Source organism: Vagococcus martis (genome assembly GCF_002026305.1).
GTDB lineage: Bacteria > Bacillota > Bacilli > Lactobacillales > Vagococcaceae > Vagococcus > Vagococcus martis.
In genome coordinates this window covers 1,614,576-1,629,785 of sequence record NZ_MVAB01000001.1, presented here as the reverse complement: position 1 = coordinate 1,629,785, position 15,210 = coordinate 1,614,576, and the positions used below count along the sequence as shown (strand labels likewise).

The 15,210-nt window shown below is 35.4% G+C and carries 16 protein-coding genes; 4 read left to right on the top strand and 12 right to left on the bottom strand.

Annotated elements, in window-relative coordinates; translation table 11 throughout:
- Window positions 1-127 precede the first annotated feature (127 nt).
- The 12 genes from BW731_RS07920 to BW731_RS07865 all read right to left on the bottom strand — a co-directional run bounded on the left by BW731_RS07920 (window position 128) and on the right by BW731_RS07865 (window position 12,319).
- On the bottom strand, window positions 128-847 hold the full coding sequence (locus BW731_RS07920; RefSeq protein ID WP_079347147.1) for an AfsR/SARP family transcriptional regulator: 720 nt from the start codon (window positions 845-847) through the stop codon (window positions 128-130).
- Between the two features lie 242 nt (window positions 848-1,089).
- Window positions 1,090-1,455 (bottom strand): preprotein translocase subunit YajC, encoded by a 366-nt coding sequence (yajC, locus tag BW731_RS07915; RefSeq protein WP_079347145.1) that lies wholly within the window; start codon window positions 1,453-1,455, stop codon window positions 1,090-1,092.
- Between the two features lie 83 nt (window positions 1,456-1,538).
- Entirely contained in the window at window positions 1,539-2,684 is a 1,146-nt protein-coding gene (gene tgt, locus BW731_RS07910) for a tRNA guanosine(34) transglycosylase Tgt (protein ID WP_079347144.1), read from the bottom strand.
- A gap of 17 nt (window positions 2,685-2,701) precedes the next feature.
- Window positions 2,702-3,736 carry a tRNA preQ1(34) S-adenosylmethionine ribosyltransferase-isomerase QueA gene (gene queA / locus BW731_RS07905; RefSeq protein WP_079347142.1) on the bottom strand — a complete coding sequence of 345 codons (1,035 nt, stop codon included), beginning with the start codon at window positions 3,734-3,736 and terminating at the stop codon, window positions 2,702-2,704.
- A gap of 79 nt (window positions 3,737-3,815) precedes the next feature.
- Window positions 3,816-4,829 (bottom strand): Holliday junction branch migration DNA helicase RuvB, encoded by a 1,014-nt coding sequence (gene ruvB, locus BW731_RS07900; RefSeq protein WP_079347140.1) that lies wholly within the window; start codon window positions 4,827-4,829, stop codon window positions 3,816-3,818.
- 15 nt (window positions 4,830-4,844) lie between these two features.
- Window positions 4,845-5,462 carry a Holliday junction branch migration protein RuvA gene (gene ruvA / locus BW731_RS07895; protein ID WP_079348597.1) on the bottom strand — a complete coding sequence of 206 codons (618 nt, stop codon included), beginning with the start codon at window positions 5,460-5,462 and terminating at the stop codon, window positions 4,845-4,847.
- Between the two features lie 111 nt (window positions 5,463-5,573).
- Window positions 5,574-5,999 carry a peptide-methionine (R)-S-oxide reductase MsrB gene (gene msrB, locus BW731_RS07890; protein ID WP_079347138.1) on the bottom strand — a complete coding sequence of 142 codons (426 nt, stop codon included), beginning with the start codon at window positions 5,997-5,999 and terminating at the stop codon, window positions 5,574-5,576.
- A 6-nt stretch (window positions 6,000-6,005) separates the two neighbouring features.
- Window positions 6,006-6,557, bottom strand: coding sequence for a Maf family protein (locus BW731_RS07885; protein WP_079347136.1), 552 nt, complete (start codon window positions 6,555-6,557; stop codon window positions 6,006-6,008).
- Between the two features lie 14 nt (window positions 6,558-6,571).
- Complete coding sequence (gene mutL / locus BW731_RS07880; RefSeq protein ID WP_079347134.1) at window positions 6,572-8,497, bottom strand: DNA mismatch repair endonuclease MutL; 1,926 nt, start codon at window positions 8,495-8,497, stop codon at window positions 6,572-6,574.
- 15 nt (window positions 8,498-8,512) lie between these two features.
- The gene (gene mutS / locus BW731_RS07875; RefSeq protein ID WP_079347133.1) at window positions 8,513-11,101 is read right to left on the bottom strand and encodes a DNA mismatch repair protein MutS; all 2,589 of its coding nucleotides are present in this window, start codon (window positions 11,099-11,101) and stop codon (window positions 8,513-8,515) included.
- Window positions 11,102-11,113: 12 nt separating this feature from the next.
- The gene (locus BW731_RS07870; protein WP_143592762.1) at window positions 11,114-11,500 is read right to left on the bottom strand and encodes a YlbF family regulator; all 387 of its coding nucleotides are present in this window, start codon (window positions 11,498-11,500) and stop codon (window positions 11,114-11,116) included.
- Between the two features lie 18 nt (window positions 11,501-11,518).
- The gene (locus tag BW731_RS07865; protein ID WP_079347131.1) at window positions 11,519-12,319 is read right to left on the bottom strand and encodes a TIGR00282 family metallophosphoesterase; all 801 of its coding nucleotides are present in this window, start codon (window positions 12,317-12,319) and stop codon (window positions 11,519-11,521) included.
- A 146-nt stretch (window positions 12,320-12,465) separates the two neighbouring features.
- Here BW731_RS07865 and BW731_RS07860 point away from each other — a divergent pair, with 146 nt between their 5' ends.
- Genes BW731_RS07860 through BW731_RS07845 form a run of 4 tightly spaced genes read left to right on the top strand, consistent with a single transcriptional unit; the run spans window position 12,466 to window position 15,063 of the window.
- Entirely contained in the window at window positions 12,466-13,098 is a 633-nt protein-coding gene (locus BW731_RS07860; protein WP_079347129.1) for an NAD-dependent epimerase/dehydratase family protein, read from the top strand.
- A gap of 14 nt (window positions 13,099-13,112) precedes the next feature.
- On the top strand, window positions 13,113-13,871 hold the full coding sequence (locus BW731_RS07855; protein WP_158080183.1) for a phosphopantothenoylcysteine decarboxylase domain-containing protein: 759 nt from the start codon (window positions 13,113-13,115) through the stop codon (window positions 13,869-13,871).
- Between the two features lie 4 nt (window positions 13,872-13,875).
- Complete coding sequence (locus BW731_RS07850; protein WP_079347126.1) at window positions 13,876-14,418, top strand: phosphopantothenoylcysteine decarboxylase; 543 nt, start codon at window positions 13,876-13,878, stop codon at window positions 14,416-14,418.
- 12 nt (window positions 14,419-14,430) lie between these two features.
- Complete coding sequence (locus tag BW731_RS07845; RefSeq protein WP_143592760.1) at window positions 14,431-15,063, top strand: ECF transporter S component; 633 nt, start codon at window positions 14,431-14,433, stop codon at window positions 15,061-15,063.
- Window positions 15,064-15,210 lie beyond the last annotated feature (147 nt).

Genomic DNA, 15,210 nt, shown 5'->3' with positions numbered 1-15,210 from the left:
TAACACTAATCTTGATTGTAAAAACTCATCATAGTCCTTATAAATCAAGACATAAAAAAAGAGTAGATTTCTCTACTCCAAAAAGTCTAAATTTTAGGGTTCAATACAGCTAACCTCTTTTTTATTTTTAATAACTATATATTTCAAATTCTTTATGAGGAAATTGAATGTCTAATTCATCTCTCCAGTATTCTTCAGTCCTAATTAATAGTTTTTTTATTTGAAACAAGTCTTTTTTTTCATTAAAATTTAAAATAATTCTATGTAACATCTCACAGCTTCCTAAACAATCCTCGCGAAACGTTGCCAGTATTCTATTGATGACTAATGTTGAAAAATCATATCTATCAAGACCGATTGAAATCCAATAAATTATATTAGAATGTATCTCTTGTTGTTTTTGTAAAGCCCATGGATAATAATTCGATTCAAAGTACTGCCCTTGATATATTTCCAACAGGTCAATCATTGATTGATCTGACTGTTCAGTTTTAAGGATACCTTCCAACATGTCTACATCACTTTTAACATAGGCATTTAAAACATATCCTCCACCCTCATATTTTATAACATCTTTCATACCGTATTCTCTGAGATCTTTTCTCAATTGATATAAAACTGTATGAAAACTTGTTTTTGCCTCTTCTATATCTAGATGAGGAAACAAATCAAACATTAATTGGTCACGACTTACAGGATGACCCATATGATGAAACAAATAAAAAAATACATCATAAACTCTCTGGTTCTTTAATTTAATCAAACTATTATTTCTATCTGTTATTTTAGAAAAACCCAATGTATACACATTTAACACATTAGTTTTTAAACCTTTACCTTTTTTCATAATCCCCTACCCCAAACATATTTATTTTATATATAATTTATACAATATTATATATAACTAAAAACACATTTTATAAACACTAAATATGTGTTTTTTAATTATAATATAGTGAACTAATAATTAAAGTTAAATATATATATCAAAAATTACATTTATGGATTTTTATACACACTATTTTAACATATCAACCTCCCTTCGTTTAAAAATAAAAAAAATAGCACTTAAAAAGTACTATTTCCTTATTATTCGTTATCTTTTTTTTCGTCTTCAGTTACTGGTTCTTCAACCACTTCAACTTCCGTTACTTCAACTTCAGGTTCAGTATTTTCAACTGGTTCGTTAGATGTTGGAGCTGTAGGAGCTTTTACGGTTCTGATTGCACCACGTTCAAATTCTAAATAAATTCCTTCACAATCAAGGGTAACTGTTCCTTTTTCTTTATCTACTTCATGAACGATTCCGTATAATCCACCAATCGTTACAACTTCACTACCTGGTTGCATACTATCTAATAATTGTTGACGTTGAGCTTGTTGTTTCTTTTGAGAACGACTCATAAAAAACATCATCCCACCCATCACTAATATCAATGGTATCAATGTTTGCATAACTTAGTTCACCTCTTTCTTATTTCACTCACCTATAACTGTAACAAATTTTTAAATGTTTAACTACAAAAATTCAGTAAATTTTAGAAATTTTTGGCATTTTCTTTATTAAATCCATACTCTTCAAAAAATGCTTGTCTGAATTCTAATAAGTTATCATCCATAATGGCTTGTCTTACTTGTTTCATTGTATTTAATAAGAAATATAGATTATGGTACGACGTCAAACGAATACCAAACGTTTCATCACACTTAATTAAATGGCGAATGTAAGCTCGTGTGTAATGTCGACAAGTGTAGCAATCACATTTCTCATCAATTGGACGATAGTCTTCTGCGTATTTTGCATTTTTAACGACCAAACGTCCTTGACTTGTCATACATGTTCCGTTTCTTGCAATACGTGTTGGTAACACACAATCAAACATATCAACTCCACGAATTACACCATCGATTAATGAGTCTGGCGTTCCAACACCCATTAAGTAACGAGGTTTATTTTCTGGAATCAGTGGTGTCGTGTATTCAAGCACTTTGTTCATCTCTTCTTTAGGTTCTCCTACTGACAATCCTCCGATAGAATAACCAGGGAAGTCTAAGCCAACTAATTCACGCGCACTTTGTTCACGTAAATCTTTGTACCCAGCTCCTTGAATAATCCCAAACAATCCTTGTCGATCTGGATTTTGGTGAGCTTTTAATCCACGCTCAGCCCAACGTGATGTTCTCTCAATAGATTTTTTCACGTAGTCATGACTTTCTTGGAATGGTGGACACTCATCAAAACTCATCATGATATCTGGTCCTAATTTATTTTGAATTTGAATAGCTTTTTCTGGTGATAAAAACATCTTAGAGCCATTTAGGTGGTTTCTAAAATGAACACCAGATTCTTCAATTTGTCGCATATCTGATAATGACCAGACCTGGAATCCTCCAGAATCGGTTAAAATTCCTTGGTCCCAGTTCATAAATTTATGCAGTCCACCTGCACCTGCCACAATGTCCTCACCAGGGCGTAACCATAGATGATAGGTATTACTTAAAATAATTCCGGCACCCATCTCTTTTAATTCTTCTGGTGCCATTGTTTTTACAGTCGCAAGTGTTCCAACTGGCATAAACATTGGTGTTGGAAATGTTCCATGAGGTGTGATAATTTCACCCAATCTTGCACCAGTATGCTTTTCTTTTTTAATCAATCGATATTTAATTGCTGGTTCTGTCATGTCTCTTCTCTCTTTCTTTATTTGACAAACATCGCATCCCCAAAACTAAAGAAGCGATATCTTTCTTTTACGGCATGTTCATAGGCATGTAGGACGTTTTCTTTTCCGGCAAAAGCACTGACTAACATAATCAATGTTGACATTGGCAAATGGAAGTTAGTTAAAAACGCATCGACTATTTTAAACTCATAGCCTGGTTTAATAAAAATATCTGTCCATCCATTGTCTTCTTGTAATTTGCCGTCAAACTTTGTCCCAATGGTTTCAAGTGTTCTGATAGATGTTGTCCCTACTGCCACAACTTTCCCACCATTTTCTTTAACCGCATTAAGTGTGTCTGCGGCGTCTTTGGTTAAACGATAAAATTCACTATGCATTTTATGATTTTCCACGTCATCAACACTGACTGGTCTAAATGTTCCAAGTCCAACGTGAAGGGTTAAATATACTAATTTAACACCTTTGTCTTCAATTTTTTTCAAGACATCTGGTGTGAAATGTAACCCAGCTGTTGGAGCGGCGGCTGACCCATTTTCTTTCGCATAAACAGTTTGATAACGGTCATTATCACTTAGTCTCTCTTTGATATATGGTGGCAATGGCATTTCTCCAAGTGATTCTAAAATCTCTAAAAAGACACCATCATAAGAAAAAGTAATCATGCGACCACCATGCTCTAATTCTTCATCAACGACTGCTTTTAAAGCACCATCCCCAAACGAAATCACCGTTCCTTTTTTGGCACGTTTGGCAGGTTTAATCAAGGTTTCCCATGTGTCACCTGTTGTATTCGTTAACAATAAAACTTCCAAATGTCCACCTGTATCAGGCTTTTCTCCGTGAAGTCTTGCAGGAAGAACTCTTGTATCATTCATAACAAGAGCATCTCCTTCGTTTAATTCATCTATAATCGCAGGAAATTGAGTGTCTTCAATCGCTCCTGTTTTAGAATCTAATATTAATAACTTTGATGATGCACGATTTTCAAGTGGCGTTTGTGCAATCAGTTCTTCTGGTAAATCAAAATCAAAGTCAGAGGTTTTTAATGTCATATCCTCACCTATTTCCTTTCTGTTCCTTCTCCTGTTGTATTTTAACACTTTTAGTCTCAAATAAAAACAGTCTGATAGCTTAACTCTCTTGATTGTAAGGATAACCTAAGTGTTGATACGCATATTCTGTTACAATTCGTCCTCGTTGTGTGCGTTTGATGAACCCTTTCTGGATAAGGTAAGGTTCATACATGTCTTCTACTGTTTCACGTTCTTCACTGATATTTACAGCAATGGTCGTTAACCCAACTGGTCCACCATTGTATAACTCAATCATCACACGAAGTAATTTCTGATCGACATAATCTAGTCCTTTATCATCTACTTGAAGCATTTTTAACGCGTCATCAGCAATTTGTTTTGTGACAATTCCTTCACCTGTGACTTGTGCAAAATCTCTCACTCGTTTTAATAAGCGGTTGGCGATACGTGGCGTGCCTCGTGAACGTCTTGCAATCTCATAAGCACCACTTTCCTCAATTATCACATCAAAAATATCTGACGAACGAATGACAATTTCTTTCAAATCAGCTTCATCATAGTACTCCATATGACAAATAATCCCGAAACGATCTCTAAGAGGTGCTGATAACATACCAGCTCGTGTCGTTGCCCCTACCAAAGTAAATGGAGGTAACTCAAAATGAACTGGATGAGAGGTAGGACCTTGTCCAATCATAATATCGACATAAAAATCTTCCATAGCTGAGTACAACAGTTCTTCCGCCACACGTGGTAAACGATGAATTTCATCAATAAATAGCACATCTCCTGGTTCTAACTCATTTAGTATTGCTACTAAATCTCCAGGTTTTTCAATAGCTGGACCACTCGTTGTTTTGATACTGACGTCCATTTCATTTGCTATCACCATGGCCATCGTTGTTTTACCTAGTCCAGGTGGTCCATAGAGTAAGACATGGTCAAGTGCTTCATTTCGTTGTTTGGCTGCCTTGATATAAATTGTCAATTCATCTTTCACTTTTTGTTGGCCAATGTATTGAGATAACCGTGTTGGCCTAAGTGACTTTTCAACCATTTCTTCCGCGTCTAATGTTTCAGAAGAGACAAGTCTTTCTTCTTGTTCTGACATCTTCTTTACCATCCCCTACTTTTTCATTAATAATTTCAGTCCAATACGTAAGTACTCGTCTGTTGTTTTATCTTGATAACTTTCAAGCTCTTTTTTGATTTTCTTAATCTCTCTTTCAGAATAACCAAGTGCTTTGAGTGCTTCGATTGCTTCATCTAATTGTTGCGTTGGCTCTACAGTAAATAAATCTTGCTGTGTGGAAATAGTCGTTGTTTCAGATACATCTATTTCGACATCATCTAATTTACCTTGTAAATCTAAAATCATTTGTTGTGCTGTTTTCTTTCCAACACCTGGGAATTTAGTTAGATACGTCGCGTCTTGCGCTTCGATTGCTTGAACTAAACCTGAATGGTCATCTAACGCCATAATCGCCAAGCCACTTTTTGGTCCAATTCCTGAGACACTGATTAATTTTAAAAATAGTTGCTTTTCTTCAAGTGTGGCAAACCCGTAAAGTAAATGTGCATCATCTCGAATGACTTGATGCAAGTAAACCGTCACCTCTTGATTTAAATAAGATGAGTAGCGAAATGGATTCGCCACCGCAATTTGATAACCTAATCCATTTGTTTCAACGACTATATAATAAGGACTAGTAAATGTTACTGTCCCTTTGATGTATTCATACACTTGTTTTCTTCCTTTCACGTACGCATGTTCCCTAAAATTGTACCATATCCCGAACAATTATCCTATGCTTTCCTTATTAAAAAAAGCCCCCATAAACATGGGAAGCTTTCATTATTTGAAAAGAGTAGAATACTCAGCGTAACCTTCTTTTTCTAGGTCTTCAACTGGTACAAAACGTAATGCAGCACCATTAATACAATATCTTAGTCCACCTTTGTCTTGTGGTCCATCAGGAAACACATGGCCTAGGTGAGAATCAGCTTGAGAACTTCTTACTTCAGTTCGTACTCTTGCAAGTGTTGTATCTTCAAGTTCTTGTAATGTTGCTATAGGCTTTGTAAATGATGGCCACCCACATCCAGCATCATATTTATCAGTTGAAGAAAACAATGGTTCTCCACTAACGATATCTACGTAAATGCCATCTTTATCAAATTGGTCGTATTCGCTTGAAAAAGGACGTTCTGTGCCATTTTCTTGAGTGACTTGATACTGTAAAGGGGTTAATGTTTGTTTTAACTCTTCTTTATTTGCCAACTTTCTTCACCTTCCTAATTCTTTAAATAATTGATTTAAATAACCAACTGGTAAGCCAACGATAGAAAAATAATCCCCTTTTATCTCTTTGACAAATACACTTGCTTTTCCTTGGATACCATAAGCCCCTGCTTTATCCATTGGTTCACCTGTTTTAATGTAACCAGTGATGTCTTCTTCATCCAAATCATAAAACAACACATCCACAACTTCGATATGTTCATATATTTTTTCAGGTGTAATCACACAAACGGCTGTCATCACTTTATGTGTGGTGCCACTTAGTTTTTCTAGCATGTTGTAGGCATCTTTTTCATCCATTGGTTTTCCCATAATATCATTATCTAACACAACCGTTGTGTCACACCCAATTACTGTTTCATTAGGATAAAGTTTAACGATTTCTTTAGCTTTTTCTCTAGCCATACGACTAACGTAGTCTTTTGGTGATTCATCTACATTGACTGTTTCATCTATATCAGCTGGACTTATCGTAAAATGACTTGTCATAAATGACAATAATTCTTTTCTTCGAGGTGATGCTGACGCTAATATCATGTACGTCTTCCTTTCTAATGTGGCTCTTGAATTCGTTTAAAGAGTTTCTCCATGTCTTGATTTGTAAAATGAATTAAGACCGGACGACCATGTGGGCAATTAAATGGGTTGTCACATGTTTTTAATTCTTCTAACAATGCTCGTGCTTGACGTTCATCTAAATGATGATTGGCTTTAATTGATTGCTTGCAACTCATCATAATTGCCGTATCTTCACGGAATGTTTTCACGTCAATTTTTCCTTCATTAAGAAAAATATCAATCATCTCACGAATCGTTGCTTCTTCTTTGCCAATCGGGTACCAAGTTGGGTGTGACCGGATGATAAAACTTTGTTGTCCAAAATCTTCTAACTCGATCCCCACTTTTTCAAATACTGATAAATTCTCTTTGATTTTTAGGTAATCATCCACTGAGTACTCTAAAATAATCGGCACAAGGAGTTGTTGTTTGTCTTCTCCTACATCACCTATTTTTTCTCTAAAGTATTCATACTTGATACGTTCTTGGGCAGCATGTTGATCGATAATATAAAGTCCCTCATCACTTTGAGCAAACAAATAGGTGCCATGCATTTGACCAAAATACTCTAAATGTGGAAAAGCATGTGTTGGCATGTCTTTTGTATCAGTTTCTGGCAGATCAACCACTTCTTCAACCACTTCATGAGAAACAGTATTTGATTCTATGTCACTTTCTTGCGTGTAATCTGCATCATCTAATTTTTCTGACACACCATTCGTGTAATCTTTTGCTTCTTTAAATAACTCTTTTTCTTCATTGTTTTTTAAATAAAACTCACCCGTTAAGGAATCATAGGCTAGGTTAGTGTCTTTAATTTGTTGTTTACGCTCTAGTGGTTTAGCTGAATGCTCAAAAGGTAGCTGTTGTTGCTCAACTTTTACCGTATCAACTTGTTTCATAAATGGCTTAGTGTCATTGACTCTTGGTATTAGCACTTCTTCACCTAATGCTTTAGCAATACTTGTTTCAATGAGTACTACAAGTTCTTTTTCTTTACTCAAGCGAACTTCTTGTTTAGTTGGATGGACATTCACATCAACAAGTAACGGATCCATTTCAATCGATAACACGGCAATCGGAAAGCGGCCAACCATCAGTTTTGAGCCATATCCTGACACAATCGCTTTATTTAAAATAAAATTTTTGATGTAGCGACCATTTATAATAAGAGAAATATAGTTACGACTTGCTCGCGTGACTTCTGGTAAAGACACATAGCCCGTTAATTTAAAATCCAAATCCTCACCAGAAACTTTTATCATTTTTTTTGCCGTATTAACGCCATACACGCCAGCAATCGCTTGTTTTAAATCTCCACTACCCATTGTTCGCAACATACTGTGCCCATCATTCGTCAGAGTAAACGCGATATCAGGGTGACTCATCGCCAAACGATTGACGACATCTCCAATATTGGCTAATTCGGTTTGGAGAGTCTTCACATATTTCAGTCTCGCTGGTGTATTAAAAAAGATATTTTCAACGGTGATACTTGTCCCTTTACGCAAGGAATGAGCTTTGTGCTCTTTCACTACACCACCTGATAAGAAAAGGTAACTTCCTTCCTCACCAGTTGACGTTTCAAGTGTAACTTCAGATACTGAGGCTATACTTAGTAATGCTTCACCACGAAAACCAAGTGAGCGAATACGGAACAAATCTTCACGGTTATGAATCTTACTAGTCGCGTGTCGCTTAAAGGCATTTAGGACATCATCAGAAGAAATTCCTTCCCCATTGTCAATCACTTGAATTTTTTTTAATCCCGATTCTTCAATAAAAATATCAATTTTCGTGCTACCGGCATCAATCGAGTTTTCCAGCAACTCTTTGACGACTGAAGCAGGACGTTCAACTACTTCACCAGCAGCAATTTGGTTTGCTAAAATCTGTGATAATTCTTCAATTTTCGCCATGCTTCTAGCCTCCTTTTACTTCACTTTTTTCTGTAACTCAGATAATATATTTAATGCTTCAAGTGGTGTTACACTTAATAGGTTTAAGTTTTTAATCTCATTCACTACTTCACTTGATTCTGATGTTTCTTCCCCAAATAACGATAGTTGACCAACATCGTCTACCGGTTTATTTTCTTTTTCTATAACGATTTCAGTTACGTCTGTTGTGTGAACAGCTTGTGACTCAAAATTTTCTAATAAATCAGATGCTCGGTGGAGTAAATTTGCTGGTAATCCAGCTAGTTTCGCCACATGAATCCCGTAACTTTTATCAGCTGGACCTTCCATCATTTTATGTAAAAAGACGACTTCACCATTTTCTTCTACGGCCCCAACATGACGATTGCTAACACCTTTTAACTCATCTTCAAGCGTTGTAATTTCATGATAATGCGTAGAAAATAATGTTTTAGCACCAACATATTCATGAATGTACTCAATGATTGCTTGGGCTAATGCCATTCCGTCATAAGTAGCTGTCCCACGACCTAACTCATCAAATAAAATCAAACTGTTTGGTGTAGCGTATCTCAACGCCTGATTAGCTTCCATCATTTCGACCATGAACGTACTTTGACCAGATATCAAATCATCTGACGCACCAATTCGAGTAAAAATTTGATCAAAAATAGGAATGACCGCAGATTCTGCCGGCACAAAACAACCGATTTGCGCCATAATAACCGTTAAAGCCAATTGTCTCATGTATGTACTCTTACCTGACATGTTCGGTCCAGTGATTAGTAAAATCATTGTATCTTTATCCATCTCAATACTATTAGGCACATATTCTTGACTGCCTAGTACTTTTTCAACCACTGGGTGACGACCATTTTCTATCTGGATAACTGATTGATTGGTGGTCATTTCTGGGCGAACATATTGATAGGTTTCACTAATATCAGCAAACCCTTGTAAAATATCAAGTGTTGCCACAGATTTTGCCAAGGACTGCAGTCGATCTATTGACTCTTTGACTGTTTCTCTTACTTCTAAAAACAATCGGTATTCTAATTCTTGTGATTTTTCTTGTGACTCTAAAATTAATGTTTCCATCTCTTTCAACTCAGGTGTAATATATCTCTCTGCATTGGCTAATGTTTGCTTTCTTTCATAACGATCAGCTGGCACATCTTGAATATTACTTTTCGTCACTTCAATAAAGTAACCAAACACTCGGTTAAATTTAATTTTTAATGTTTTAATGCCTGTTGCTTGTCGTTCTTTCGCTTCCATTTCTGCTAACCATTGTTTACCATTTTTCATCGCATCACGGTACGTATCTAATTCATCATTGTATCCATCTTTAATAACATTTCCTTCTGTGATAGATAATGGCGCCTCTTCATTAATCGACTCACGTATAACCCCGACTAAGTCATCCATTGGTGTCAATTTTTCTAACAATGTTCCAAACTGCCCACTATCTAATCCTTGGATAATGGATTGAATCATCGGAATTTGTTCTAAGGATTGTTTTAATTGCAACAAATCTCGTCCATTGACTGTTCCAAAAGCTACTCGTCCTGCCAAGCGTTCTAAATCATATACATGACGTAAATAATCTTTTAAATCCATACGCTCAAAATAAGCTTGCGTTAAACTTTCAACCATCTCTTGTCGCTCTTTAATCTCAGATAATTTTAATAATGGGCGATCAATCCATTGTTTTAATAATCGTCCCCCCATCGCTGTTTGTGTTTCATCAAGTAACCATAGCAATGTACCTTTTTTATCTTTTGAACGAATGGATTGTGTTAATTCCAAATTATACTTCGAATAATAATCCATCTTTAAAAAATGGCTTGGTTCATAAACTTGTGCTTGTTGTAAGTGACTAAGTTGTCTTTTTTGAGTATCTGAAAGATAAGACAATAACGTCTGAATAGATTGTTTAGCTAGTTCATCTGATACTTTTTCCATTAGGTAGCTAAACTCTGCTTCAACATCACCAATCTTTTGTTTAGATTGAACAATAGATTGTGCCTCAAACCATGATAATAACTCGTCTGGCAACTCACTACCAATCACGATTTCTTTTGTGCGCAATGCACTACATTCGTTTTGTACCGTTTCGTCATCAAATAACGTGGCCACACTGATTTCTCCCGTACTTAAATCTGTATAGGAAAAGCCATAGTTTTTCGTGTCATCATCATAAACTATCGCTGTTAAAAAATTATTTTGTTTTGCATCTGATTCTTGTTTCCCTAACGCTGTTCCTGGTGTGACAAGTTGGACAACTTCACGTTTAACCATGCCCTTAGTTGTTTTTGGATCTTCTACTTGCTCACAAATAGCTACTTTATATCCTTTTTCCACTAAAATATCAATATAATTTGCAGCCGAATGATGTGGCACCCCACACATTGGAATAGGATCTTCAGCATTCTTATTTCGACTGGTTAAAGTCAACTCTAATAGCTGTGACACCTTTTCTGCATCCTCATAAAACATTTCATAAAAATCACCCAAACGATAGAATAAAAAAGCATCTGGATATTGAGCTTTTATCTCAAAATATTGTTGCATCATAGGTGTATGTTTTGTTTTTTGCGGCATACCATCACTTCCCTACTCTTCTTCATTTAACTTTTGTTCTAATGTATCATTCACTTGAGTTTGTAAAATCAAAGCCAAGTGATGTAATAAATCATTCGCTTCAACTAAACACTCTCTATATTCAACTACTAATGGATGTGTATCAAACGCTTCTTGCAGTTCATCTGCTTGGCGTATAGCTTCTTTTTCTGCATTAGGTTTATCATAGTGAGCAAATTTAACTGCTTCTTTTTGTAACACTTTGATATCTTCAACCAATTGTTTTAGTCCCTCATGCTCATCAATTCGTTGTTCGATTTTTTTATAGGCTTTTATGGTGTCATGATTTTTTAAACCATCAAGCAACTCTGCCATAGACGCTTGAATATTATCATCGTACTCTGGTCTTTTTTCTGTCATAAAAGCTCCTTTCAATGCTTACTCTCTAAATGGATTATCCGCACTTACTGTACTTGCCTCTATTTTGGTGGCTTTTCCGGTTTTATCATCAATATCGATCACGCAATAAGATAAGATAGTACGTCCACTTGTCACAACTTCAAAGCGATGTGGTAATGCTGTACGGAACTTTTCAATAACCGCACTTCTTTCCATTCCTAAAATACCATCATAGGGTCCTGTCATTCCAACATCAGATAAATAAGCCGTTCCTTCTGGCAAAATACGTGCATCATTTGTTTGAACGTGTGTATGTGTCCCAACAATCGCTGAAATACGTCCATCTAAAAACCAACCCATTGCTTGTTTTTCGCTTGTCACTTCACCATGAAAATCAATAAATATGTGTGAGGTTCGTTGTGACGCTTCTTCTACTAATTTATCTATCACATCAAATGGATCATCTATTGGTGTCATAAACGTTCTTGCTTGCAAGTTTATTACCGCCAGTTCAATTGTATTGACTTTTACATACACAATGCCTTGCCCTGGTGTTGTGTCTTTTGGAAAATTAACTGGTCGTACCATTTTTTTTGCGTCCTGTATAAACTCAAAAATATCGCGATTATCCCAAGCATGGTTACCTAAAGTCACCACATCTGCCCCATCTTGTAAGATTTCTTTGTATATTTTTTCTGTAATTCCACGACCTGCTGCGGCATTTTCACCATTCACAATCGTGACTTGGGGACGATATTTTTTCTTTAATTTTGGAAGATAGGTGCCTAAGGTTTCTCTTCCTAATGACCCGACAACATCTCCAACAAATAATAAACGCATTTATTTTCCTCTTTTCTAATTAGCTACCTATATATTTTAACAAGTTTCAAACCTAAATAAAAGAAATCAAAGTTTTTTCTATCTTTCATTCTGTTCTTTTTATGTTAGAATGGAAAAAATAGTGTTTCTTGAAAGGATGAAACATCGTGCCAAACACACTACTTATCTTTGGAGGAAGCGGTTTTATTGGACAAAAAATTTGTCAAAAAGCGATAGAACAAGGCTATCACGTTTATAGCATTTCAACGCACGGCAAACCTAGTATAAATGAAAATTGGGTGCATCATGCGAACATGACTTGGATTGCAAGTGATGTAGTAAAACATGACACTTGGCAAAACGACATCCCAGATTCTATTCACTATTGTATTAATTTAATTGGAATTTTAAAGCAAACAACGAAACAAACCTATGTTAATAGCATTATCAGACCAAATGATATTATTAGTAATTGGGCAACAACAAAAAAGATACCTTATCTGTTTCTCTCAGCAAAATTTGGGCCATCAGGCTATATCAAAGCAAAAAAAGAAGCTGAATCTTTGATTATCTCTCAAGACAATCAAAATACTATTGTTTATTCTGGTTTAGTAACAGATAAGAACCATCTCTTAAAACAAACACAAGGCGTTGTATTGAAACTCGGTGCTAAGATACCCGTGCTTTCTCATTGGTGTAAACAAGTTTACCCAATAGACGTCCATCATTTGGCATGCGCCATTTTAAATGTCGTCAAGTCATCTGATAAAACAAGTAAGTATGTTGATTTAACACAATAAAGGAGCGCGTTAACGTGAATATTTTAATTACGGCAGGAGGAACATCTGAAGCAATCGATTCGGTAAGAAATTTAACCAATCATGCAACAGGTTCGTTAGGAAAAGTAATAGCAGAAACATTTGCTGAACAGGTTGATACTATTTTTTATGTTCATGGACCAAAAGCAGTCCTACCAAATAATCCAGCTATCAAATTTTTTCCTATTGCTTCTGTTAGAGATTTGGAAAAAACGATGCAAGAAATTTTAACTACGACACCTATCCATACTGTCGTTCATAGTATGGCTGTCAGTGACTATGAGTTAGACTATACGACATCGGAAATTGACTTAGCAAAAAACTTAGCCGATATGATATCAACTAAGTCACCTTCAACTAAAGATGAACTAGAAAAATTAATAAAAACAGCTCTTACTTCTAACGCATTAGCATCAAATACTGGTGAGAAAAAAATCCGTTCAACTTCTGAACAACTCATTATTGCATTAAAAAAAGCACCTAAAGTAATTCACTCCATAAAAAAATGGCAGCCAACAACTCAATTAGTTGGGTTTAAGTTATTAGTAGGTGTGAGTGATGCTGATTTAGTAGCTGCTGCAACAGACAGTATCAAAAAAAATAAGGCTGACTACATTGTAGCTAATGACTTAGAAAATATTTCAACGGATAAACACGAAGCCTTAATTATTAATCATCAAGGGATCAAAGAGAGATGCCATACGAAACAAGACATTGCAAACACACTACTGACATTGATTAAACAGGAGGGATAAGTATATGCCAAAAGTATTATTAGGTGTTTCTGCTAGTATTTCTGCTTATAAAGCAGGGGATATCATCAGTCAACTAAAAAAACAAAATATTGATGTTGAAGTGATTATGACGGACAATAGTACAAAAATCATTCCAGCTTTGACACTTCAAGTTTTATCAAAAGAAACAGTCCATACAGACGTTATGTATGAACATAAACCAAGTGATATCAATCATATAGACGTGGTCAAACGAGCAGATTTATTTTTAGTTGCACCAGCTACAGCGAATATTATTGGAAAAATGGCAAATGGCATTGCCGATGATATGCTATCGACAACTGCCTTAGCTGTCCATGATATACCAAAAATAATCGCACCAGCTATGAATACATATATGTATACAAACCCTGCGATGAAGCGTAATCTCACACAACTAGAAGAAGATGGGTATCAAATCATCGAACCAAAAGAAAGTTTACTAGCCTGTGGAGATTATGGTAAAGGTGCTTTAGCTGATGTCGATGTAATCGTTAATACCGTAAAAGAACAATTAATCAAAAAATAAAAAAGGAGTTTCATCGTGAAAACAAAACGTTTAACACTCACTGCTATATTTTTAGCAATTATCATCGTCTTTTCATTTACACCACTTGGTTTTATCAACTTAGGTTTTATAAAAGCGACGTTGGTACACATCCCTGTTATTATTGGTGGAATTGTTTTAGGACCAAGAATAGGTGCTTTCCTAGGATTGTCATTTGGTTTACTTAGTATGACCATCAATACCATGACACCTTCAGCTTTATCATTTGCCTTTTCACCATTTATTCCTGTTCTTGGAACAAATAATGGCAGTTTATGGGCAATCGTCATAGCTCTTATTCCTAGAATTTTAACTGGGGTTGTTCCTTACTTTATTTACAAGTGGTTGAAATCTACTAATAAAGTGCCTGATAAACTATCATTGTTTTTATCAGGTGTTGCTGCATCAATGGTCAATACACTTTTAGTCATGAACTTAATTTATTTAGTATTCCAAGACGCGTATTCTCAACTAAAAGGTGTCGCGATTGGATCTGGACTATATAAAGCCGTTTTAAGTGTTATTTTTATCAACGGTGTTCCTGAAGCTTTAGTCGCAGGAATCGCAGTAAGTGCCATAACCGGTGTGTTAATAAAAATATATCAAAAAGGTGGACAACCTTCATAAAATTATCGTTGTTTTTTCGAACGATTGTGATAAACTATTTATAGACTTAACTATAAGGCATAACCCGTATCATAATTACGCTTGCTTATGTTCTTATATCAGTCTTCCCTACTTTAATAAAAGTAGGGATTTTTTATTTTATTGAAA

What these genes read in the sequence shown, in the direction of transcription:
- BW731_RS07920 (WP_079347147.1), bottom strand. Translation starts at nt 847, where the DNA reads ATGAAAAAAGGTAAAGGTTTAAAAACTAATGTGTTAAATGTGTATACA.
- yajC (WP_079347145.1), bottom strand. Translation starts at nt 1,455, where the DNA reads ATGCAAACATTGATACCATTGATATTAGTGATGGGTGGGATGATGTTT.
- tgt (WP_079347144.1), bottom strand. Translation starts at nt 2,684, where the DNA reads ATGACAGAACCAGCAATTAAATATCGATTGATTAAAAAAGAAAAGCAT.
- queA (WP_079347142.1), bottom strand. Translation starts at nt 3,736, where the DNA reads ATGACATTAAAAACCTCTGACTTTGATTTTGATTTACCAGAAGAACTG.
- ruvB (WP_079347140.1), bottom strand. Translation starts at nt 4,829, where the DNA reads ATGTCAGAACAAGAAGAAAGACTTGTCTCTTCTGAAACATTAGACGCG.
- BW731_RS07885 (WP_079347136.1), bottom strand. Translation starts at nt 6,557, where the DNA reads ATGATATTAGCGTCAGCATCACCTCGAAGAAAAGAATTATTGTCATTT.
- mutL (WP_079347134.1), bottom strand. Translation starts at nt 8,497, where the DNA reads ATGGCGAAAATTGAAGAATTATCACAGATTTTAGCAAACCAAATTGCT.
- mutS (WP_079347133.1), bottom strand. Translation starts at nt 11,101, where the DNA reads ATGCCGCAAAAAACAAAACATACACCTATGATGCAACAATATTTTGAG.
- BW731_RS07870 (WP_143592762.1), bottom strand. Translation starts at nt 11,500, where the DNA reads ATGACAGAAAAAAGACCAGAGTACGATGATAATATTCAAGCGTCTATG.
- BW731_RS07865 (WP_079347131.1), bottom strand. Translation starts at nt 12,319, where the DNA reads ATGCGTTTATTATTTGTTGGAGATGTTGTCGGGTCATTAGGAAGAGAA.
- BW731_RS07850 (WP_079347126.1), top strand. Translation starts at nt 13,876, where the DNA reads ATGCCAAAAGTATTATTAGGTGTTTCTGCTAGTATTTCTGCTTATAAA.